Origin of the sequence: Auritidibacter ignavus, from assembly GCF_029853775.1 — a bacterium.
Classification (GTDB): Bacteria; Actinomycetota; Actinomycetes; order Actinomycetales; family Micrococcaceae; genus Auritidibacter; species Auritidibacter ignavus.
Window position 1 is genome coordinate 1026364 of record NZ_CP122564.1, and the last position, 21221, is coordinate 1047584.

The 21221-nt window shown below is 55.3% G+C and carries 24 protein-coding genes; 22 read left to right on the forward strand and 2 right to left on the reverse strand.

What is annotated here, in order from left to right:
- Window positions 1-44 precede the first annotated feature (44 nt).
- Window positions 45-668 (forward strand): DUF7341 domain-containing protein, encoded by a 624-nt coding sequence (locus QDX22_RS04590; protein WP_122548808.1) that lies wholly within the window; start codon window positions 45-47, stop codon window positions 666-668.
- A gap of 179 nt (window positions 669-847) precedes the next feature.
- Here QDX22_RS04590 and QDX22_RS04595 read toward each other — a convergent pair whose 3' ends face one another.
- On the reverse strand, window positions 848-2155 hold the full coding sequence (locus QDX22_RS04595) for an ISL3 family transposase (protein WP_117328628.1): 1308 nt from the start codon (window positions 2153-2155) through the stop codon (window positions 848-850).
- 136 nt (window positions 2156-2291) lie between these two features.
- Here QDX22_RS04595 and QDX22_RS04600 point away from each other — a divergent pair, with 136 nt between their 5' ends.
- The 14 genes from QDX22_RS04600 (at window position 2292) to QDX22_RS04655 (ending at window position 12239) form a co-directional block, all read left to right on the forward strand.
- Window positions 2292-2972 carry a hypothetical protein gene (locus QDX22_RS04600; RefSeq protein ID WP_279696364.1) on the forward strand — a complete coding sequence of 227 codons (681 nt, stop codon included), beginning with the start codon at window positions 2292-2294 and terminating at the stop codon, window positions 2970-2972.
- A 126-nt stretch (window positions 2973-3098) separates the two neighbouring features.
- Window positions 3099-3254 (forward strand): DUF7455 domain-containing protein, encoded by a 156-nt coding sequence (locus QDX22_RS12075; RefSeq protein ID WP_425248473.1) that lies wholly within the window; start codon window positions 3099-3101, stop codon window positions 3252-3254.
- Between the two features lie 18 nt (window positions 3255-3272).
- Complete coding sequence (locus QDX22_RS12080; RefSeq protein ID WP_183145584.1) at window positions 3273-3587, forward strand: HNH endonuclease; 315 nt, start codon at window positions 3273-3275, stop codon at window positions 3585-3587.
- A gap of 196 nt (window positions 3588-3783) precedes the next feature.
- A complete protein-coding gene (locus tag QDX22_RS04605; protein WP_279718083.1) occupies window positions 3784-4098 on the forward strand; it encodes a hypothetical protein in 315 nt (104 codons plus the stop codon).
- A gap of 19 nt (window positions 4099-4117) precedes the next feature.
- Window positions 4118-5527 (forward strand): hypothetical protein, encoded by a 1410-nt coding sequence (locus tag QDX22_RS04610; RefSeq protein WP_279723939.1) that lies wholly within the window; start codon window positions 4118-4120, stop codon window positions 5525-5527.
- Window positions 5524-6969, forward strand: coding sequence for a phage portal protein (locus tag QDX22_RS04615; protein ID WP_279718085.1), 1446 nt, complete (start codon window positions 5524-5526; stop codon window positions 6967-6969). Before QDX22_RS04610 ends, QDX22_RS04615 begins: the two co-directional genes overlap by 4 nt.
- On the forward strand, window positions 6953-7840 hold the full coding sequence (locus QDX22_RS04620; protein WP_279718086.1) for a VG15 protein: 888 nt from the start codon (window positions 6953-6955) through the stop codon (window positions 7838-7840). Before QDX22_RS04615 ends, QDX22_RS04620 begins: the two co-directional genes overlap by 17 nt.
- A 94-nt stretch (window positions 7841-7934) precedes the next feature.
- Window positions 7935-8390, forward strand: a complete 456-nt coding sequence (locus tag QDX22_RS04625) for a hypothetical protein (RefSeq protein ID WP_279718087.1) — start codon at window positions 7935-7937, stop codon at window positions 8388-8390.
- A 20-nt stretch (window positions 8391-8410) separates the two neighbouring features.
- Entirely contained in the window at window positions 8411-9349 is a 939-nt protein-coding gene (locus QDX22_RS04630) for a hypothetical protein (RefSeq protein WP_279718088.1), read from the forward strand.
- A gap of 567 nt (window positions 9350-9916) precedes the next feature.
- A complete protein-coding gene (locus QDX22_RS04635; RefSeq protein WP_122548817.1) occupies window positions 9917-10261 on the forward strand; it encodes a hypothetical protein in 345 nt (114 codons plus the stop codon).
- 276 nt (window positions 10262-10537) lie between these two features.
- A complete protein-coding gene (locus QDX22_RS04640) occupies window positions 10538-10960 on the forward strand; it encodes a hypothetical protein (RefSeq protein WP_122548819.1) in 423 nt (140 codons plus the stop codon).
- A gap of 15 nt (window positions 10961-10975) precedes the next feature.
- Complete coding sequence (locus QDX22_RS04645; RefSeq protein ID WP_122548820.1) at window positions 10976-11665, forward strand: hypothetical protein; 690 nt, start codon at window positions 10976-10978, stop codon at window positions 11663-11665.
- Window positions 11666-11743: 78 nt separating this feature from the next.
- Entirely contained in the window at window positions 11744-11980 is a 237-nt protein-coding gene (locus QDX22_RS04650; RefSeq protein WP_122548821.1) for a hypothetical protein, read from the forward strand.
- Between the two features lie 85 nt (window positions 11981-12065).
- Complete coding sequence (locus QDX22_RS04655; protein ID WP_166769916.1) at window positions 12066-12239, forward strand: hypothetical protein; 174 nt, start codon at window positions 12066-12068, stop codon at window positions 12237-12239.
- Here the strand turns inward: QDX22_RS04655 and QDX22_RS04660 are convergent.
- Complete coding sequence (locus QDX22_RS04660) at window positions 12236-12619, reverse strand: PH domain-containing protein (RefSeq protein WP_122548822.1); 384 nt, start codon at window positions 12617-12619, stop codon at window positions 12236-12238. The two genes, QDX22_RS04655 and QDX22_RS04660, sit on opposite strands and share 4 nt — an antisense overlap.
- 25 nt (window positions 12620-12644) lie before the next feature.
- On the opposite strand from QDX22_RS04660, the gene QDX22_RS04665 reads away from it, so the two are divergent.
- The 7 genes from QDX22_RS04665 to QDX22_RS04695 all read left to right on the forward strand — a co-directional run bounded on the left by QDX22_RS04665 (window position 12645) and on the right by QDX22_RS04695 (window position 21176).
- On the forward strand, window positions 12645-13013 hold the full coding sequence (locus tag QDX22_RS04665; protein WP_122548823.1) for a hypothetical protein: 369 nt from the start codon (window positions 12645-12647) through the stop codon (window positions 13011-13013).
- Window positions 13014-13075: 62 nt separating this feature from the next.
- Window positions 13076-13444 (forward strand): hypothetical protein, encoded by a 369-nt coding sequence (locus QDX22_RS04670; protein WP_122548824.1) that lies wholly within the window; start codon window positions 13076-13078, stop codon window positions 13442-13444.
- Window positions 13445-13513: 69 nt separating this feature from the next.
- Window positions 13514-17578 (forward strand): aggregation-promoting factor C-terminal-like domain-containing protein, encoded by a 4065-nt coding sequence (locus QDX22_RS04675; RefSeq protein WP_279723941.1) that lies wholly within the window; start codon window positions 13514-13516, stop codon window positions 17576-17578.
- 386 nt (window positions 17579-17964) lie between these two features.
- Window positions 17965-18573 (forward strand): hypothetical protein, encoded by a 609-nt coding sequence (locus QDX22_RS04680; RefSeq protein ID WP_279718090.1) that lies wholly within the window; start codon window positions 17965-17967, stop codon window positions 18571-18573.
- Window positions 18573-19721: a Gp37-like protein gene (locus QDX22_RS04685; RefSeq protein WP_279718091.1), complete on the forward strand. Its 1149-nt coding sequence runs from the start codon at window positions 18573-18575 to the stop codon at window positions 19719-19721. The genes QDX22_RS04680 and QDX22_RS04685 overlap by 1 nt, the downstream gene beginning before the upstream one ends.
- 63 nt (window positions 19722-19784) lie before the next feature.
- Window positions 19785-20843 (forward strand): hypothetical protein, encoded by a 1059-nt coding sequence (locus QDX22_RS04690; protein WP_279718092.1) that lies wholly within the window; start codon window positions 19785-19787, stop codon window positions 20841-20843.
- An 18-nt stretch (window positions 20844-20861) separates the two neighbouring features.
- On the forward strand, window positions 20862-21176 hold the full coding sequence (locus QDX22_RS04695; protein ID WP_279718093.1) for a hypothetical protein: 315 nt from the start codon (window positions 20862-20864) through the stop codon (window positions 21174-21176).
- The last annotated feature ends 45 nt before the right edge of the window (window positions 21177-21221 follow it).

Here is a 21221-nt window from a genome sequence, read left to right on the forward strand (position 1 = left end):
GTCGCCGAAGAAACAGCCACCACACCAACGGAGGATTCTAAACAGTGACTACTGACACTCTCGACCTTCTCCACCAACTCACCAGAACACACAAAACCACCATCGAGAACGACGACGGAACACGCCAATACGTCGAAGTACACTCCTACCTCGCCCAACTCCAAGACGCCATCACCGGCAAATCACGCGGAAGAGGCGGCAACCAAACCAGCGCACCACTCAGCACAAACGCACTCGACCTCTGGCACGAAATCGCAGAAACCACGCTGCAACACTGGCCAGGCTACGGGCGCCCACACCTCGCCAGAACCCCACTACACAGGCGCATCCAGCAATGGGCATCCGTCGCACTGAACTCCAACGACGAACACGACGAAGCCACCCTCAACAAGCACCTAGCCAGATGGGTCCGAGAGATCCAAGCACTCTTCGAACCAAGCGTCGAACTCAGCGCGCCATGCCCCGAATGCCACGAAACCTACGTCTGGAGACACGAAGCCGGCGAAAACATCAGGAAACGCTGCCTCACCTTCAACAAACACCGGGCCACCTGCATCAACTGCAAAACCACCTGGGAAGGCAAAGCATCAATGGCCAACCTCGCACGCATCATCAACCACGACGCCCCCATCAACGGGACACCAGCACACACATCGCAAACCGAATAAAAATCTGCTATAGTAGTGAGTGCCCCGGTGAAGTGTCTGATTTTCCGAGAGCAACACAGAAACCCCGACCGTTTTGGTCAGGGGGTTTTTTGTTTAAGCCCGGCCCCACCGGATACGCAAACCACAAGGGCCGGGCACAAAACCTGCAACCTGAGAAAACCCTGGGCTAAACTGGCTCTTCACAATCGAGGGTGTAGACGGGGCTTGAATCCTCCGCTCTCGAGCAAGGACCTGGCGATGTAGTTGGTGAGATTCCGGAAGCCCAGGGCGGATCCGCGCAGGTGTTCGAGTCGTCCGTTGATGGCCTCGGTGGGTCCGTTGGAGGTTCCGGGGCGGTCGAAGTAGGCCAGGATGTCTGCCGCCCTTTTCTTCAGCGTCCTACCCAGACCGGCCAGCTCGATGAGCTTGGTCGGCACTGCCCGGCCCAGCTTGGCGATCAGCTGCTCCATCATCGCCCTGCCCTCGGCCCTGTCTGTCTGGCGGTAGGCGGCGACCATGTGCTGGTAGAACGCCCACGTGGCCTCGACCTCCACATGCTCGTCAGCCTCGAAGAGGTCCTGGATCCTGGAATACTGCTTCTCGGTGAGCAGGTCGGCCCCGGTCAGCAGGGTCCGGCGGGCCTTGTAGAGCGGATCCTGTTTGCGGCCCCGGTGGCCGTTCACCTGTTGCTGGACTCGCCGGCGGCATCGCTCGAGCGCGTCTCCGGCCAGGCGGACCACATGGAAGGGGTCCATGACCGTGGTGGCTTCGGGGATCTCCTCAGTGGCTGCGGTCTTGAAGCCGGTGAACCCGTCCATCGCCACCACCTCCACGCCATCCCGCCAGGAAGCCGGACGCTCGGCCAGCCAGGTCTTGAAGGCCTGTTTGGAGCGGCCCTCGACCATGTCCAGCAACCTCGCCGGACCGGTGCCGACGCGCAGTGGTGTGAGGTCGATGATCACGGTGACGTACTTGTCGCCACGCCGGGTATGGCGCCAGACGTGTTCATCCACGCCGATCGCGGTGACCCCGTCAAACCGGGCCGGGTCGTCGATGAGCAGACGCTTGCCCTCGGCCAGCACGGCGTCGTTGGCGGTGTTCCACCGCACCCCCAACGCCTCGGCGACCCGGGCGATGGTCAGGTGCTGCACGACCAGAGCTTCCAGGGCCCAGCGCAGGGCACGGCGGGAGAGCTTGGCCTTCGGCTCTGCCGCGGCGGTGGTGTCCTGGCGCCAGACGTGGGCGCAGTCGGCGCACCGGTAGCGCCGAACCGTGACGTGCAGAGTCGTGGGCCTCCAGCCCAGCGGCTCGTGCGCCAGCCGGCGGATCACCGTGCCCCGCGCGGTGCCCTGAGAACCACAGCGGTGACACCACTCATCTGGCTCCACCACCCGACAGGCCAGTACCGCCCGCCCGGGCTCCACCCGTTGCCCGGTAGCTTGAAGGCCGAGCTCGTCCAGCCGGCAAAACTTGGTCAGGTCACAGTCGTCGAAGGTAGCGTTAGGCACGTCGAGGTCTTTCAGATGGCTTGTGTAGGAACTTCCATCATCGGAAGGCCTCGACCTCTATCCAGCTATCGACGCGCCACTTCCCCGAGACCCCCGTCTACACCCTCGATTGTGAAGAGCCGCTAAACTTGAGCGCATGAAACAACCGCGCACACCAGCCACACTCACAGCCCTCGCACTAACACTCGCCCTCACAGGATGCAGTGACCAGGCAGAATCAGAAGACCCGACGCCAACAGCCGCAGCTGCATCTGAACCAGCCAACGAAGAACCCATGAACACAGTCAGAACTTACCCCACCGACGCTGACTACTACTTCATCGGAGACGACGGTCGATCCGTAGGTAAGTTCACCATCCCAACCGAACCCACCGAAGAAATCAACCACATCTTCACATCTCTCATCCCCGACGAAGAATCCACCTTCATCAAAGTCACAGTGGACAACCGAGAAGGCGAATCACAATTCACCGTCGACGACATCACCGGATACGACACCGACGGCAAAGAATACAAATACCAAGACTTCGGCGCAACAATGTCAGGACCGCTCTGGTCAGTATGGGAAGACATCGACATCTCAGATGACGCAGCAATGCAAGAGTACGATGAACTTGAAGCTCTCGTAGACAAATATGATAACGATATTGAACCCGGAGCCATCAAAGACGTATGGCTTATCTCCCAAGAAACAAGCCTCCCAGACGAGCTCACACGCCTCGGAATCAACGGAGGTAGTAGCTATATGGGCGGCACAGACGCACTCCCAGTCGAGATGGCAGAGTTTGACTTAGACTTCGAAGCCCCCACCAACTAATACGACCCGACCCTTCCAGCAGGACCCCTCCTTATGGGCGGGGTCCACCCCATTTAAAAGGCCCCCTCTACCTGACGTGGTACCCCACCACAGGCATGCCACCCCCACCCTGCGAAAGGGGACCCCATGCTCGTATGTGACGCCCACCCAGCAGAACGAGCCACCACAACCATCACCCTGCGCAGCGGCAAACAACTCACACTCTGCGGACACCACGCACGAACAGTCATCGAGCAGCTCATAGCGCAAGGCAAAACAATCAACGCCGAGAACCACAGCTGACCACAGGAAGTGATGAGTATGAAACAAAACTCATCACGAACAGGAACAGCACGATGGCGACGAGTCAGGCAACAGCGACTCGATCATGACTTCAACAACGGACTAACACACTGTCCAGACTGCGGAACGTTCCTTGACTGGGAATACAGTCGACGACCAAACAGCGCCGAACCAGACCACATCATCCCGCACAGCCAAGGCGGGCCAGACGCGTTCGAAAACACGCGGACCATATGCCGCAACTGCAACCAGCGGTCAGGCGGCAAACTCGGCGCGAAACACGGGGTAATCGCAGTACGAAAAGTGGAGTACCAGACCGCCCTCGACTGGTAAAAAGATTTTGAAAGTTTTTCGAAAAAAGATAGGTTCTGGGTTGCCTTCTGGATTCGGGTGTGTTAGAAGCCCGCGCCCCGGCCCAGGGGGCACCCGGTCCCCGTCACACCAAATCTAGCGCCCCGGGCATAGTTGAATATTTTCAGTCTTTTCCACAGGGCCCCGGGGCGACAGGACACAGCTTAGGAGGTGCTGTATGGCCGGTAAGAAGCGTTTGAAAGCCGTTGACGGCGCATCGGTGCCTGACGGGTTGAGGGAGGCTCCTAAGACGATTTACGAGGCTGCTGAGTCTGGTTCGCAGTTGGACCAGTTGATTGCTCTGCGTCGTCGGATTGCTGCCACCTTGGATGCTGATACGACTTTGGCGCGTGATTTGGCGTCGTTGTCGAAGCGGATGATGGAGGTCTCTAAGGAGATTGAGCAGTTGCAGGCGCAAGAAGCTGAGCAGGCTAAGGATGCGGAGGTGAAGGATGGGAACATTAGCACCATCTGGAACTCCGAAGCTATCTGAGGTAGCTCGGCATCTCATCATGCCGGACGGAATTGTGTCGTCTGATTTCCCTTTGCTCGGTCCACAGATCGAGCGCATGGGGACACCGTTGGATCGTTGGCAGCAGGGGTTGTGTCAGGCGATTCTGGCGAAGCGTGAGAATGGGATGTACGCCTGCGGTATCGGTGGGGCAGTGGTCAGCATCCCGCGTCAGGTTGGGAAGACGTACACGATTGGTGTTTTGATTTTTGCACTGTGTGCGATGAATCCGGACATGCTGGTGTTGTGGTCTGCTCACAGGGCTAGGACGCACCAGGAGACTTTCAAATCGATGGACACGATGTCGAAACGGTCTGGTGTCGCCGCGTATGTCAAACGGGTGTTGACCGGGGCTGGCACTGAGGCTGTTGAATTTGCGAATGGTTCACGGGTTTTGTTTGGTGCTCGTGAGAATGGTTTCGGTCGTGGTTTTGCCAAGGTTGATGTGCTTGTGCTTGATGAGGCTCAGATCCTGACTGAGAAAGCCATGGAAGATATGGTTCCTGCGACGAACGCGGCTCCGAATGGGCTTGTGTTGATGATGGGTACGCCGCCTCGTCCTGGTGATCCTGGTGAGGTGTTTACGAGTCGTCGTGTTGATGCGCTGTCTGGTGACGATACTGACACCCTGTATGTGGAGTTCTCTGCTGATAAGCGGGCGAACCCTGATGACCGGGAGCAGTGGAAGAAAGCTAATCCGTCGTTCCCTGGTCGCACCACGGAGACAGCGATTCTTCGCGTCAAGAAGTTGCTCGGGTCTGTTGAGTCTTTCCTCCGTGAGGCTTTAGGGATTTGGGATGAAGAGCAGTTAGGCAAGAAGGCTGTTCAGTCTGAGGTGTGGGCCGCACGTCGTGGGTCGTCAGATCAGGTTGAGTTGGCGTCTGAGGGTCGTCGGGTTGTTGGTGTCAGGTTCACTCCTGATGGTTCGACTGTTGCTGTGGCTGGCGCGGTGAAACCGGATGATGAGTCGTTACCGTTTGTGGTTGAAGCGATTGATCAGCGGTCTACTAGCGGGGGCACTCAGTGGCTGGTTGATTTCCTGGTTGAGCGGCATACGGATTTGGCGCAGATTGTGATTGATGGGAAGTCTGGTGTCGGGTATCTTGTGAACGCTCTTAGGGCTGAGGGTGTCTCTGCGAAAACGATTTTGACGCCGACTACTGATGATGTGACAGCGGCTCATTCGATGATGGAGGCCGCTATTCGTGATGGTGGCCTGATACATACGGGCCAGGAGGCACTTGATGGCCAGGTGGTTGCGGCTTTGAAACGAAAGATTGGTACTGCTGGCGGCTTTGGTTGGGAAGCTCCGGATGGTGGCAGTGTGGCTTCATTTGAGGCTGTGACATTAGCGCACTGGGGTGCTCGTGTGACGAATCGTAGACCAGGGAGGAAGGCGGTGATGTTGTGATCGATTTGAGCGTGCGGGACATCGCTAACTTGTCGATTGTGAATGTCACCGATGCTGAGATGGACACGATTCGTGACCTGATTCGAGTGTGGCAGGGTCGTTTGGCCCGTAATCTTGAGCGATCTGTTTATTATGATGCTGAGCAGGCGTTCAAGGATTTGAATCTGATGTTGCCGCCGCAGTTGAAGAATGCGAAGTTTTATCTTGGGTGGGCGAATATGGCGGTCAGGAAGGCTGCTATCCGTTCGCAGTTTGATGGTCTGCGGTTGCCTGGGTCGGATGATCCTTTTGAGTTGTCTGAGATTCTGGGTCAGAACAGTTTTGGTTTGGAGTTTTCGCAGTCGGTTGTTTCGGCGTATAAGCATGGCGTGTCATTCGTGACGGTTGCTAGGGGCGCTCAGGGTGAGCCGGATGTTCAGATTCAGTCGCATGAAGCTGAATCTGCTGCGGCGTTGTGGGATTACCGGAACCGTCGCATCAAGGCTGGCATCACGATTTCAGAGCTCGACGAAAAGGGGCCGTCAAGGTTTGTCGTGTACCTGGATGATGTTGTGCTGATTTGTGAGCGCAACGATTCTGGTAAGTGGGTGGCTGAGCGGTCTGCGAATCCTGTTGGCCGTGCGTTGATGGTTCCGGTTACTTATGATCCGCAGACGAGTAAGCCGTTTGGTCGGTCGCGGATTACGCGCCCGGTGATGTCGCTAACGGATATGGCTGTGCGAGCCTATGTCCGGATGGAAGGTAACGCCGAGTTCTATAGCTCGCCGCAGTTGGCGGTTGAGGGTATCGATCCTGAAGCGTTTGGGAATGTTTCGGAGCAGAAAAAGTTCAAGCTGGCGATGGACCGGCTTGTTGCGTTGACTCGTGATGAGGACGGCAACGCTCCGACCGTCAAGCAGATGCAGCAGGCCACGATGACGCCGCACTCGGATATGTTGCGTACCGTGGCTATGGCTTTTAGCGGGGAGACGGGCATACCGCCGTCGTCGTTGGGGATCATTCATGATCAGCCGTCGTCTGCTGAGGCGATTCGGGCGAATGAGCATGATTTGTTGATTGATGTTCAGTATCAGAATAAGTTCGTGTTGTCGTCTGCGGTGAAGCAGATTGCTCAGTATGCGGTGATGGTTCGTGATGGCTTGTCAGAGCCGCCTGCTGAGTCGCACAAGTTGTCTACTGTGTTCCTTGATCCTGAGTTCCGGTCGATGTCTGCTCGTGCTGACGCTGCGGTCAAGCTGGCTTCTATTCCGACACTTGCTGATTCAACCGTGGTGCTCGAAGAAATCTTTGATGAGGGTCAGATTCAGCGGGTTAATGCGGACCGACGTAGTTCGGCTGTGGGTTCGTTCTTGAATCGCATATCGAGTCTTGAGCCGCGTTCTGTGCGTGCTCGTGCTGCTGCTGATGCGGGCGTGGTGAATGCTGATGATGATTCCGTCTAGCGTGTTGGGGTCGTATTCGTCGTTGCGGAAGGTTATTAGTGACGCTGCGATGGATGACCTGGACTCGTTGATGGTGTCGGTGTTGCCGGAGTCGCCACGTGTGCAGCGTGAGGCGTTGCGGGATGTTATGCCTGATTTGGGTGACCGGTATGTTGGTGCGACGTCGATGGTGGCAGCTGAGTTTTTTGATGAGCTGATGTCGTTGCAGGATGTGGCGAAACCGGTTCGTGCTGACACGTTGCTCGTGGAGGACCCGAACCGGTGGCGGTCGTTGGTGGATTGGTCTGCTGCTGATTACGTGTTTGAGCGGCTGGGTGCTGATGCGGTGTTTTCGCGTCTTGCGGGCGGGTTGACGAAGATACTCACGGAAGCTGCGGCGGACACGATGATCGGGAACGCTGAACAGCAACGCGATAACTTCTATAGCGCGCAGCGTGTCCCCCAGCCTGGATGCTGTGCGTTTTGCAGCATGTTGGCTTCTCGTGGTGCGGTTTATACTGAGCGGTCGGCTACTGGTGTTGTGGGGCGGGGTACGCCTATTGGGTCGCACCGGTTGGCGAAAGGGATTCGTCCTCGTGGGTCACGGAAACTTGGGGAGGATTTCCACGATTACTGTCGTTGTGAGGTTGTGATCCTGACCCAGGACAACCAGGCTGAGCTTTTGGCGATCCAAGAACAGCATCTCGCAGCGTATGAGAATGCCGCTCAGAACGCTGACGAGGGCAGGTCTTTGGCGTGGAAAGAGACCACGCTGAAAGACGGCACGACGAAGCGGAATCATTACTGGGTGAAAGACGGCCAAAAACACACTGCCGCGGATAAGACCAGTGACATCCTGGCCGCGATGCGCGCCGAACTCGGTATCAAATAGATCTTCCAGTGGACTCCCGCTGGTGAACGGCACCCGACCGTTATTTCGGGGTTTATCAATGCTGACGAGCTACGGAGAAGGAGTGTGATCAGCGTTGTCTGAAAACACTGGGAAGAACACCGCAGAAGCGGGAGAACAGCAACCAAACCAAGAGCAGACTGAGTCTACGTTCTCGCAGGAGGACGTGAACCGGATTGTTCAGGAACGGTTGCAACGCGAGAGAGACAAGTTTTCTGATTATGAGGATCTGAAGGCCGCTGCTGAGCGTGCTCAGGAACTTGAATCAGAGAACCAATCATTAGCAGATCGGGTAGCCGAGTTTGAGGCCAAGGAAGAGCAATCCAAGTTGATTGCTGAGGTGTCTGAAGCGACTGGTGTACCGGCTAATGCTTTGCGTGGCACGACCAAAGATGAGTTGGAAGCTCACGCGGAAGTGCTGAAGTCTCTTGTGCAATCCACTGGCCCTGTGATTCCCGGCCAGGAGAAAAGACCAAACAACGTTGAGGATAGCGAAGAGCGGAAAGCCGTTCGTGGGCTATTCGGTAACTGACTTATAGAAAGGCATCTATCATGGCCGTTTTCGGTACTAGTGATGCTCAGGTGCTGATGCCTCGCAATATTGCGGATGGCATGATCACTGAGTCTCGCACTCTGTCCACTGTCGCGCAGCTGTCTGGTCGTGAACCGCAGCTTTTTGGTGAAACTGATTACATGATCTTCAATGACTTCCCGAAAGCGGAATTTGTTGAAGAAGGTGACGATAAGTCGTCTACTTCTGGCGGGTACAGCTCGGTGACTGCGAAGCCTCGTAAGGCTCAGGTCACGATGCGGTTCAACCAGGAAGTGCAGTGGGCGTCTGAGGATCACCAGTTGTCCATCTTCCAGGACCTTGCGAATGCTGGTCAGGTCTCCCTGGCTCGCGCCCTGGATCTTGGCCTGATTCACCGTATTAACCCGCTGACTGGTAATACCATCACCGGATGGGATAACTACCTGGACGCTACCGATAAGCGTGTCACCTATGACGGCACTGTTGAGGCGGACCAGGTTGTCCGTGAGGCCGTTGGGTTGTTGTTGCAGCAGGACACTTCCTGGGGTGTGAATGGTTTCGCGGTTGATCCACGGTTCTCTTGGGAGCTGTCGAACCTGCAGACCAAGCTCGCTAATGGTGACCCGTCTGGTATCCAGCGGTACCCGAATCTTGGATTCGGCACCGACATCACCTCATTCATGGGTGTCAACACCGCTCAGGGCAACACGGTTTCTGGTACCCCTGAAGCATCTGATACTGGTGTTCGTGGCATTGTTGGTGATTTCCAGTCCGGTATTCGTTGGGGTGTCCAGCGGGACCTTCCAGTTGAGCTGATTCGTTTCGGTGACCCTGATGGTCAGGGCGACTTGAAACGCAAGAACCAGATCGCATTGCGTCTTGAGATCGTCTACGGCTGGTACGTGTTCACTGACCGGTTCGCGGTCATTGAGACCGGCGGTGGCGATTCGGGGGAATGACGGCCCGTTATCTTCCAAGCTACTAGCTGCTTGATAACGGGCTGGTCAGAGAACAACTAGTTGGGAGGTCCGGTCATGGCTGACACGGTTAAACCGTTTCCATTCGCAACGGTAAAAGAGCTCAAGGCCCGCTGGCCGGACATGCCCGCTGGTTCGGAGGATCACGCAGCGACTCTGCTAGAGGATGCGTCGCAGTTCATTCTGGACATGGTTCCATCGTCTGCTGACGCGAAAGAGTCCACGCGCCGTCGTGTGGTGTGCGCCGTGGTTCGTCGCTCAATGGAAGCGTCTACGGCTGACCTTTCTGGTTTCTCTCAATTCAGTGTTGGCACTGGCCCATTCAGCATGGGAGGGTCACCTGCGAATCCGCACGGAGACTTCTATCTGACAAAGAATGAGAAACGATCACTGGGTGACGGACAGCAGAAAGCGTTCAGTGTCCAAGTCACAGGCCAGGTAGCAGGGTTAGAACAACATCGGCCTTGGTGCTCGTTGATGTTTGGGGCCACCCGTTGTTCCTGTGGGGCTGATATTGCGGGCGAACCGATCTATGAGAGGTGATGACTAATGGTGTGGCCTTTCCCGAGATCCTGGTTCATCACGGTCAAAGTTGAGCGTGGCGGCGGTGGGCTCGACCGGTTTGGTAGGCCGTTGCCGGTCGAAGAGTTTGAAGTGACTAACTGCCTTTTGGGCCCGAAGTCGATGAATAACGAAGACCAGTATGGCGCATGGTCTGATTCTGATGCGGCCTTGTACCACGAAACCCAAATGTTTCAGCAGAACGATTTGATCATCGTTGGTGATGGTCTGATGAATGCTGGCAGGTGGGAGGTTCAGGCGCCGTCGAATCAGTGGCCGTTTGGTACTGAGACGATACTCAGGCGGGTGAATCAGCATGGCGAGGGGGTATAGCAAGAGAACAAAGAATGTGTATTACGAGTCGAAACCGGCTGGTATGCGTGCTCTTGGTGTTTCAAAGGTGGCGTCTAAGGCTGCTGGACTGGGCGCGTCAAGGTTGGTGTCTGCTGCGAATGCGTTGGACCCGAAAGGGAAATACGCGGCGCGAGGTGTCGGCCTGTATGCGGGGTGGGAAAACGAACCGCGTAATGGCGCTGTTGTCGAGGGGCAATGGTATCCAGGCGCGACGACAGCGGCCCTGTTGTCAGCTATGAGGCAGGTGTCTCAGAAATGACTGACCCGATGGTATTCCCGAATTTCGTGGCTTCGTTTCTTGGTCATTTCGATGGCCAGGAAATCCTGGGCCACAAGGTGGTGACATCACTGATTTTAACCACGATTGACCCTGCCTCTGGTGAAGTGATCTTGCATGGTCGCAACATGCAGAAGCGAGACGCGAATGGTATGCGAAATCAACGCACCAGGTTCTCACTGTATGGGCATGACTACTGGACTGCTGAGTCAATTGCTGAGGTCATCCATTCATCACTGCTAGATGATGGCGTCACGATTGAGCCAAACATCATGAATCCAGAGCTTGCGTTTTTTGATCATATCGAATCTGAGCAGGCACCCTTCCTACAAGAATCACCCGGTCTAACAAGCATCGTGTTTGTGTTCGACCTTGTGGCCGTGTCACGGTCCATCAATTAATAAGGAGAAAATATTATGGCTACTATTGAAGCGTTGATGGCCGAGGGCCATAATCGTAAGCTTCGCCGGCATGGTGGGCTGAAGCAGATCGTGTATCTTGCGCCTCAGTCTGTCGAAGTTCCGACCTCACTTTTTAGTTCCGGTAACGAGCTGATCGATCCTGTCAGGATTGGGTTCCATCCGGTCGGTCTGCTGACTGATGATGGTGTGGAATTCAACGACAGTTTTGAGGTTGAAGGATCTTCATCTGTCGGGTACACATCGAACACGCGTGAAGATCCCGGCGAGACTGAGCGTGGCATTTCAGTCACGTTGCAGGAATCGTACAACAAGTTTGTTGAAGGCGTGGTCCGGGGTGCTGACTACTCTGGCCTGGAGATGTCAGAGAATGGTGAAGTGGTTTTTGATGACCCGTCGTTGCCCATTCTGACTGAGTACCGTGGCCTGGTTTTGTCCGTGGATGGTCCGCCTGAGGATCAGTGGATTATGGGCAAACTGTATTTCGCGTTGCAGCTGTCCTCCCGTGATGCGTATTCGTGGGCGAAGGGCGTCACGATGGACCGGCCGGTGAGCTTTACTGCACTCGATGATGCGGTTGAAGGCATCCCGTCGCGTGAGATTATTGCTGGCACTGGGCCGCTTCGTCATGCGAAAGCATTGGGTTTTGATATTGCTGCTGGTGGTGGCGACGAGTCGGGGGAATAACAGCCCGTTACCTTCCAAGCTACTAAATGCTTGGTAACGGGATGATCTGTTTTCTAATCATTTTGAAAGGAGCCTGTGATGGCTGAATGGAATGTAGACCTGCCTGCCAAGGCGGTCGAGGGCGCGGATACGCATGTTCAGGATCACAACGCGGTGTACGACGCGATTAAGGAAGTCCGTACCAACGTTGATGCGATCGAACTGACCCCTGGCCCGAAAGGCGCGAAGGGTGACAAGGGCGAGCCTGGCAAGGATGCTGAACCTCAATTCACTGAGGAAGAAGTCGCAGCACTCAAAGCCCTCGCAGCAGGCTAGCCTCACAATACCGGTGGCTGTGGTGTGGCCTCGGGGGATTGCCACGGCCACCTCACCCCCCCACCAAATAGTTTGAGGAGACACAATGTCGAATTTCAAACCCGGCGTGATCTTGACCAAAAAGGATGACCAGCTCGGTACGGTAACCACCAAGCCTGGCACGAAAGCCGAATATAACAACCTGAAACTGCATGGCTGGTCCGAGCAGAAGACAAAACCTGCTACCGGGCAGTCACAGAAGAAGGAGAAGAAAGACTAACTGAGCTGCTTCACTAGCTCAACCACAGCTTTCTTCTGACCATAATCGAACACTGTTTTCTGACCGGCCTGATTAATCGTAAACGTTGTGAGATTCGCAGAGTTTGTGGAACTATCTAGCCCGGTTATTTCTGAGCGGTCGATCGTGTACACGTCTGGCATTCCAGCGATCGTGGAAACCCATAGTAGGCGTTGATCGGTTGTCACCATGACGCCGAACCTTTTTCCCTTGCGGCATGTCAGCGCGTACTCGACCGTCTCAGCGTCTTTAAGCAGATCATTCAGAAGCGCCTTATTCTTGGTGTTCCGTTTGATCTTGTTTGTATCCAACACGTTTTGTAAGTCGTCACGTAAGGCGACCTTTTTTGTCTTAAATAGCATATCCCCACATTATCAGGAGGCCACCATGGCAAAGTCTGACCAGACAAAACCTATCAAATCTCTCGCCGCGCTGCGCAAGGAGCACAAGCCCGCGAAAGCGTTTACGTTCACCGTTGACAAAGACTTGGAACTCATTTTTGAGGACTTCAACTACTTTGATGATGAGCGGTACTTGCGCATGATGGATCTGATGGACAAGGCACATGGCAACACTGCTGATTCGTACAAGGAGCTTGTCTTAGCAAATGATCAGCTCTTTGAAGAGTGGATTGGCGAAGAGGTTTACGAGAAGCTCAAGGCCAAAACCACGATTGTTGAACGTGCACAGATTTCTGCGCAAGCTGGACAGTATTTCAATAATCAGCATGGGGCGGATGACCCAAAAGACAAGTAGTCGGACAACTGGTAGCTAAGTACACCCCGCAGCTTCGCGCAGATTTCGCGTCGAAGTACGGGGTGGACTTGGCCCTGCTGGTTGCCGAGAACCGGTATCAAGCCGTCCTGGACTTTTTCTACATGTTGCCGTCGTATTCGCTGACGAACGAGGCGATCATGAATGATCCTGAAGAAGTCGATGCGATGGCGGAGCAGGGATTATTCAAAGAGTCTGATCAGAAGCGTACGACACGTATTTCTGAGGACACGCCGCTTTTGTCTGCGATCAATGACCTGCTGATTGAGCTGCGTATTGCGAATCGTCTTGCAGCGCAGTCGAAGAAGCCTATTGAGATGCCGCCTGAGACGAGTATGCCGCTGGTCAGGGAGGCCCAGTCGCGCGCTAAGAAGACTGACTATGAGGACCTGAAGGCATTCTTTAGCAGCTGATTAGCGGGCCACTTCATCACGTCGGGAGTCACATTCTGTGTGGCTCCTTTTTTGTTCCCAGAAGGTAGGGTGATCCAAATTTCTGTTATCGGTAACGCCCAGGTACTTGTCACGCCTACTTTCTCTGGCTTGCAGTCAGCTATTGGGAGGGGCTTCGTCAAGCCTCTAGAAAAAGGCGTGGGAGCCGCTGATCCCGGGAAACGAATTGGCGACAAGGTCATTTCTGGTCTCGGTAAGGCGCTCAAGGTGGGGGCTGCGGGCACGGTCGCTGTGGGTGCTGGTGTTGTCGCAACAGCGCTCGCCAAAGGATTCCAACGCCTTCAGGACATCGAAGAAGCCCGCGCAAAGCTCAAAGGTCTTGGTCATAGTGGTGAAGAAGTCGAAGCCATCATGGACAACGCACTCAACGCGGTCAAAGGCACAGCTTTTGGCATGGGCGAGGCTGCATCCCTGGCTGCCACGATGGTCGCTGCTGGTATTCAGCCTGGTGAAGATCTAGAGCGTGTGCTGACGCTGGTGGGCGACGCTGCCACGGTTGCAGGCACTGACCTGAATGATATGGGCCTCATCTGGGGTAAAGCTGCGGCGAAGGGCAAGATTGACGGCCAGATTGTCAATCAGATGCTTGAGCGGCAAATCCCTATCTTGGACTTGCTTGCTGACCATTATAATGTGACGGCTGCGGAAGTGTCCGACATGGTGTCGGAGGGAAAAGTCAGCTTTGAGGACTTTGCCGCAGCCATGGAGACTGGTGTTGGCGGGGCCGCCCAGGAATCCGGGGATACGTTTCTTGGCGCTTGGAAGAACACTATTGCGTCTTTGGGTCGCATTGGCGCGTCACTGCTTGGCCCATTGTACGAGGCCGGTAAAGCATTCCTGAACTGGGCTATGGAAGCTTTGGAGCCGGTTGAGGATTGGGCTAAGTCCATGGAGCCGATCATCGCAGACGCGGTGGCAGGATTGGCGAACTGGTTCCAAAACACGTTCCTCCCCATCGCTAGCAATGTTGTTGGCGCGCTCATGGACATTGGGAAATGGATTATCCAGAACCGCGATTGGATCATCCCACTCACGCTCGCGGTCGGAACGTTCATCACAACGTTCCTTGGCGTGCTTGGAGTCAAGTCCGCGATTGATTCGGTCAAGTCCGCGATTGATTCGGTCAAAATTTCATTCGGTGCACTCAACGCAGTCATGAAAGCAAACCCTGTCGGGTTGGTGATCTCGGGTATAGCCGCCCTGGTTGCTGGTTTGACCTGGTTTTTCACACAAACCGAGATAGGTCAAAAACTCTGGGCTACCTTCACTGAGGCACTAGGCACTGCTTTGACCTGGTTATGGGAGACCGTGGTGCAGCCGGTCATCACTTGGATGGGTGATGCGTTCACATGGTTGTGGGAGTCTGTCATCTCACCGGTTGTCGATTGGATTGTTGCGGCCTGGCAGTGGCTCGGTGAGGCTTTCACTGCCATCAGCGACGGGATCGGCACCACGGTAGACGGTATCGGCTCCGCTTTCTCGTGGCTCTGGGAATCAGTCATCCAGCCAGTCACCTCGTGGATTGCTGACGCCTGGAATGCAACGGTCGGATTCATTCAAGCTGCCTGGGAAAACGTTCTGAAGCCAGTGTGGGATGCGGTAGCAACCGTTTTGCAGTGGCTGTGGGATGCCGTGGTCTTCGTTGTTTTTACGGCGATCTGGACGTACTGGCAAGTCATGTCCACGACAATGCAGGCCGCTTGGGAGTACATACTTAAACCGGTCTGGGACGCGGTCGCTGCGGTCGCTACTTGGTTGTGGGAAAACATTCTCAGCCCGGTGTTTTCGTGGATTGCTGATAAGTGGCAGTACGTGGTTCTCGCGATCCAATTTAATTGGGAAACTGTTTGGAAACCCGTTTTACATGCTGTTGCTTTTGTTGCGCAATGGTTGTGGAATAATGTTTTGTCGCCGGTGTTTTCGTGGATTGGGAACCACTGGCAATCCATGGTTGATCGGATGGTCTGGGCGTGGCAGAACGTTTTGAAACCGGCGTGGGATTACCTTGCTGACATCGCTTTCTGGTTGTGGAACGCGGTTCTTTCCCCGGTGTTTTCGTGGATTGGGAACCACTGGCAATCCATGGTTGATCGGATGGTCTGGGCGTGGCAGAACATTCTGAAACCCGCGTGGGATTACCTTGCTGACATCGCTTTCTGGTTGTGGAACGCGGTTCTTTCCCCGGTGTTTTCGTGGATTGGGAACCACTGGCAATCCATGGTTGATCGGATGGTCTGGGCGTGGCAGAACGTTTTGAAACCGGCGTGGGATTACCTTGCTGACATCGCTTTCTGGTTGTGGAACGCGGTTCTTTCCCCGGTGTTTTCGTGGATTGGGAACCACTGGCAATCCATGGTTGATCGGATGGTCTGGGCGTGGCAGAACATTCTGAAACCCGCGTGGGATTACCTTGCTGACATCGCTTTCTGGTTATGGAACGCTGTTTTGTCCCCGGTTTTCACGTGGATTGGTGACAAATGGTCGTCAATGTCAGGCCTCATGTCCGACGTTTACCACAATGGCATCAAACCGGTTATTGACTGGTTTGGGGACAAGATGGAGAACCTTAAATCCCGGTTCAAAACAGCCGTGGAGAACATCCAAAAGCAGTGGGACCGGCTGAAAGGGATCGCGGCTAAACCGATTAAGTTCGTCATCCAGGATGTCTTCAACGACGGCCTGATCAACGCACTGAATAAGGTTCCTGGGGTTAACATTCCGGGCATTCCGGAGCCGGGTTGGATTAACGAGTACGCGACCGGTGGTTGGACTGGTCCTGGTGGCAAGTTCCAGCCTGCTGGTGTTGTTCACGCCGATGAGTTCGTGATCCGCAAGTCGTCGCGTCGCCGGTTTGAACGTTTGCACCCTGGCCTGTTGTCGCACATCAACGAGCACGGGGACCTTGAAGGGTACGCGTCTGGCGGGCTCGTTAAACCTGTGAATGGTCCTGTCACGTCGAAGTTTGGTCCACGGTGGGGTGGCCACCACTCGGGTGTTGACTGGGCCGTCCCAACTGGGACACCTGTTCGGGCCGCGCTGGCTGGCACGGTGGCACGCACAGGGTGGAACATCGTCACAGGCCGTACCGGGATCGGCGTTCTGTTGAACCACCCAGGAAACAGGAACACGTATTACGGCCACTTGCAGAAAGCTAAAGCAGCCGCAGGTGATGACGTTTCTAAAGGCCAGACTATTGCGTTATCAGGTAACACCGGTAACAGTACTGGCCCTCACTTGCACTTTGAAACCTGGTCTGGTGGGAAACCTGTTGATCCGCTGAAACACATGGGTGGAATCCCCGAAGGTGACGACGACGGCGGCGGCGGCTGGTTTGACCCGTTAGCACCATTCAAAGCGCTTGGCAAGAAAATCACCAAATGGATAACCGATAAGTTCCCTCACGCGGAATACATTTTGGACGCGTCAATCGGTCTGGCCAAACAGGCGTTTGATTCCATGCTGGAATGGGCGAAAAGCAAAATCGGTCTTTCCTCTGGTGACAATGAGGGCGGTGACGCTGAACCATCTGGTTCTGTTGTGGATCAGGTCAGGGACGTTGCCAAACGGTTCGGCTGGCACACCGGTCAGCAGTGGTCCGCTTTGTCGGATTTGATTCAGCGTGAATCGTCGTGGAACCCGAACGCCGCGAACCCGTCCTCAAGTGCGAGGGGGTTGTTCCAGAAGATGACATCCTTGCACGGTCCGGTTGAGTCTACTGCGGCTGGTCAGGCTAATTGGGGTTTGAATTACATTAAGGGCCGTTATGGTAGCCCTGTTTCAGCGTTGAACTTCCACAAACGGCATAACCATTATGATACTGGTGGTTTGGTTGACCCGAAACCGATCTTGCGTGATCAGGGTGGTGTTCTTCCTCCTGGTTTGTCGATGGTGCTGAATAACACTGGCCGGAATGAGTATGTGATGAATCAGCGGAATTTGCATGATTTGGAGCGTGCTTTGCAGTCCCGTCGTGGTGCTCAGCATGGTTCGACCATGAATTTCTATGGTGACGTGTTGACTCAGTCGCCTGCCGAGTTTGCGCAGGAAGTTCATAAGGAAGCTCGTCGTAAAGCTTCGTTGGCTGTGCCATTCTAGGGAGGTCATTCGTTATGCCGTTTCGTGAGAGCGCGTTGATGCCTCCGGTGTTCCAGTCGCCGCGGGGTGATCGCAGGGATCATAAGCCGCCTGTGGTGTCGATCAAGCCGTCTGGTGAGCCGATGGAGTCTGGGATCCGGTTGCACCACAACCAGCGGCGTGAGGGGTATTTCCTAAAGCCGGATGTTGAGGGCCTTGGTGTTGCGCCGGTGTCGGTGGAGGCTGCTGAGTTGGCGTCTGGTGGGTCGGTGTTCAGGCATGCCCGGTTGGAGGCTGGTGACATGTTTTTGCCAATCCACCTACACACGCCGGTGCCTTCGACGTTGCCTCAGATGTTTGACCGGCTAGTCCAGATTGTGCAGCCTGGTCAGAAACGGTTTTTTGATGTGATCGTGTTTGACCCGTACTCGCAGGAGACGCGCACCCGGAAGTTGATGGCCACGGAGATCACTGATCCTACGCGTCATAATGATTGGTGGTGGACGGTCGGGATCACGGCGCAGTTTTTTGACCCGTTTTGGTATGGGCAGGTGCGTGAGTTGCGGCGTCGTCTGGGCAACATTGAGAAGAAGTTCATTACGGCGAAGCCTGATCCGAACGGGTATGAGTTCCCGTTTTTCCCGGTGCGTATCGGTGGCTCAGTTGTCCAAGGCGAATATGAACTCCAGGTGGCTGGTGATGCGCCGGCGTATTGGTCTGCGGTTGTTACCCCACCTGGTGAGGATTTGTTGATCCAGAACGCGCAGGGGGAACGCATTTTTGTGCATGGCAGGGTTGATGAACCAATCCTGATTCAAACCAGGCCACAAGAACAAGACATCACGTTGGCGGATGGGACGCCAATTTGGGATCGTATCGACCCTGGAGATGATGACTTCTTCCCGTTGCATCCTGGCCGGAACCATATTCACGTGTCGATGGTTGGCGCTAATCAGCAGTCGGAGATTTTGATCCGGTATCATGAGGCGTTCTTCCACGCGATCGGGGGTGGGTAGTGATCCACGCTGACTTTTATAACCGGGATTTGCAGCGTCTTGGGCGGATCCCGATCCTGGGTGGTAGCGCGGTGATCCGCAATAACGCGGTGTCTACCGGTGTGCTTGACGTGAACGGCAATAGCCCATTGTGGCGGCGGTTTGAGACTGACCCACGCTACCGGTTAGAGGGCGGTCACGTGGCCGTGTACGACGGCAAAGATCAGTTGATCGCGGGGAAGCTCAAACAATATGTTGAAACGAATAGCAGCGGGTTGAAAGATATTGAGCTGCATTTCGAGTGCCACCTGTCCTACGTTCACGGGATGATCACGGTGCCGTCACCTAACCGGGCGCTCACCTCTCAGACTGTGCGACCGTACTACCGTGAAACCGGGCCTGCAGAGACGGTCATCAAAGACGCCGTGAGACTGCATGTGAGCCAAAACGCGCCGCGTGCTGAGAATCGGAACCCCATCGTGGTGGATTTGTCTGAGGGGCGCGGTAAGAGGGTCACGATCAATTCTCGCTTCCAGAACCTCTTAGAGGAATTGCAAGCGGTCAGTAAGAACTCCGGTGTCGTGTTTTTCTCGTATTTGGACCATGAGACCTCGCAGATCCGGTTTGGTGTTCGTGAACCCAATGATTACCGCCGGTCTATCCGTTTGCGTGAGGCCAATGGCAGCGTCGAACAATACTCGTATTCTCTCGAAGCTCCCACAGCGTCACGCGTACTCGTAGCAGGCCAAGGTGAAGGCACAGGCCGCATGCTGAGACTGGTCGAATCCGATCAGACCGATTGGGAAGTCAAAACCCTGCTATTCCAAGACCGGCGCGACACCGAAGAAGCCAAAGAACTCATCAAGGCCGGGGAAGACACCCTAGCTGATCATGTGGAGAAGCAGTCGATCACCATTGACACGTCCACGATGGGCAATCTCAAATACGGGCGGGACTTCACCAGGGGCGATCTGATCACCGTGCAGTTGACGGATAAGACGAACATCCAGGACACGTTGCAGCGGGTGGAGCTCAACTGGGACAAAGGCGGCACCACATACAAAGTATCCGTTGGCCCGGTCATGGAAGAACCCGACGCGAACGATGGCAAAGTCCGTGAGCTGATCAAAGAGTTACGCGCCGAACTACGCCGCACACAAAACAACTAACCCGACACTTACTCCCCTAGCCGCTCACTTGGGCGGTCTTTTTGTTTAACCAAAGGAGCCGCTATGACACACCCAACCGCGCACGACATACTCCAAGACCAACGGTTAGACGGTCTAGAGGGCCTGGTCAAACCGGCCTATGATCCCCCGGACGCGCCAGAAAGGTCATTCCCGGTCGTTGGGCAGGGCATTGATTCTCGCCAATATCAGCAGATGTCACGCGCTGCAGGCACCGGCGTGTTCGTACAATCTGAACCAGGATCAGCCCAATCACCATACCGGCTTGTGGGCATGCCCGGTGGGGACTCTGAAACCAATGCCAAGAACCAGATGATGCTCCGAACTTCAAATGCCACAGGCAGGTCAGAAGCCGCCATCGAGGGATTCTTCCATACGCAACTCGAAGACATGCCGGTGAGTTTTCCGCCCGTGACCACACCGACAACCTACTATCTGGCGCTGACGTATGATCCCCGTCGTGAGGAAGAAGAAGCCGGCCCAATCAGCGTCGAAGTACACGCCAACAAACTACCAACAACGCACGGCAGGAAACACATTGTGTTGTACACGATCCGCCGCTCCCCCAATCAGCTCCTGTCCGACGCCACAATCACACAGACCCGTCCTTGGTTGGGGCATGTGATCAACGTTTGGTCGTACCAGATGCTGCCTGATCCGGAGCGCACCGAGTACGGGACACTCGCCTGTGTTGTCATCCCACGTTCTGCGCGTGATACCGGGCCGGAACTGTACACCAACCGGGGCGTGCACGGATGGGTTCCAATCTATAAAGAAACGAAGTATGCGCCGGCCCGGTTCATGAACGGTTGGTCGAACTACACAGGCGGTGGGGGCTACGGGGACGTTCAGTTCACACTGATAAATAATGTGGTGCATGTTTCCGGAATGATGTCGCCAGGACACTGGAGCACCGGCAGAGACATTATGCAGCTTCGAAATGACGTGATCCCTTCCAGTACAAAAGTTATGTCCGCTACGCACGGTCATGGCGGAACAGTATCCATGGAAATTAAACGCGACGGATACATTCGTATCCGCCATCTGAACGGGCAACTAAGTTCGTGGGTTGCTCTCGACGGAATTAGCTACACCCTCGACTAAGAAAGGTGGCACATTTTCATGGATTTTTCTGATTTGACTAATGCTGAAATGTACGAACTCATGCACCAATTGGAAAACGAGCTTGTGACACGTCAAAACCGGGAAGCGCTCGCACGCGACATCAATGACGTGCTGCTCACAGCACGACTGAACGGGGCCGCGCGCGAGCCAGCAGACGAATGGACCCACACCCCGCCCATTGATGAGGCGTTCGCGCTCGGAGAAACCACTGTGAAGGACGGGGAAACATTCGTGTCGCAGCTCCCCATCAACGTGTGCACGCCTGGACACTGCAAGACTGCCTGGAAAAAACACGACCCCGACACACCATGATGCGCGGCGGGGAAAGTCACCACCACGGCCGGAGAGGAGGCCGGA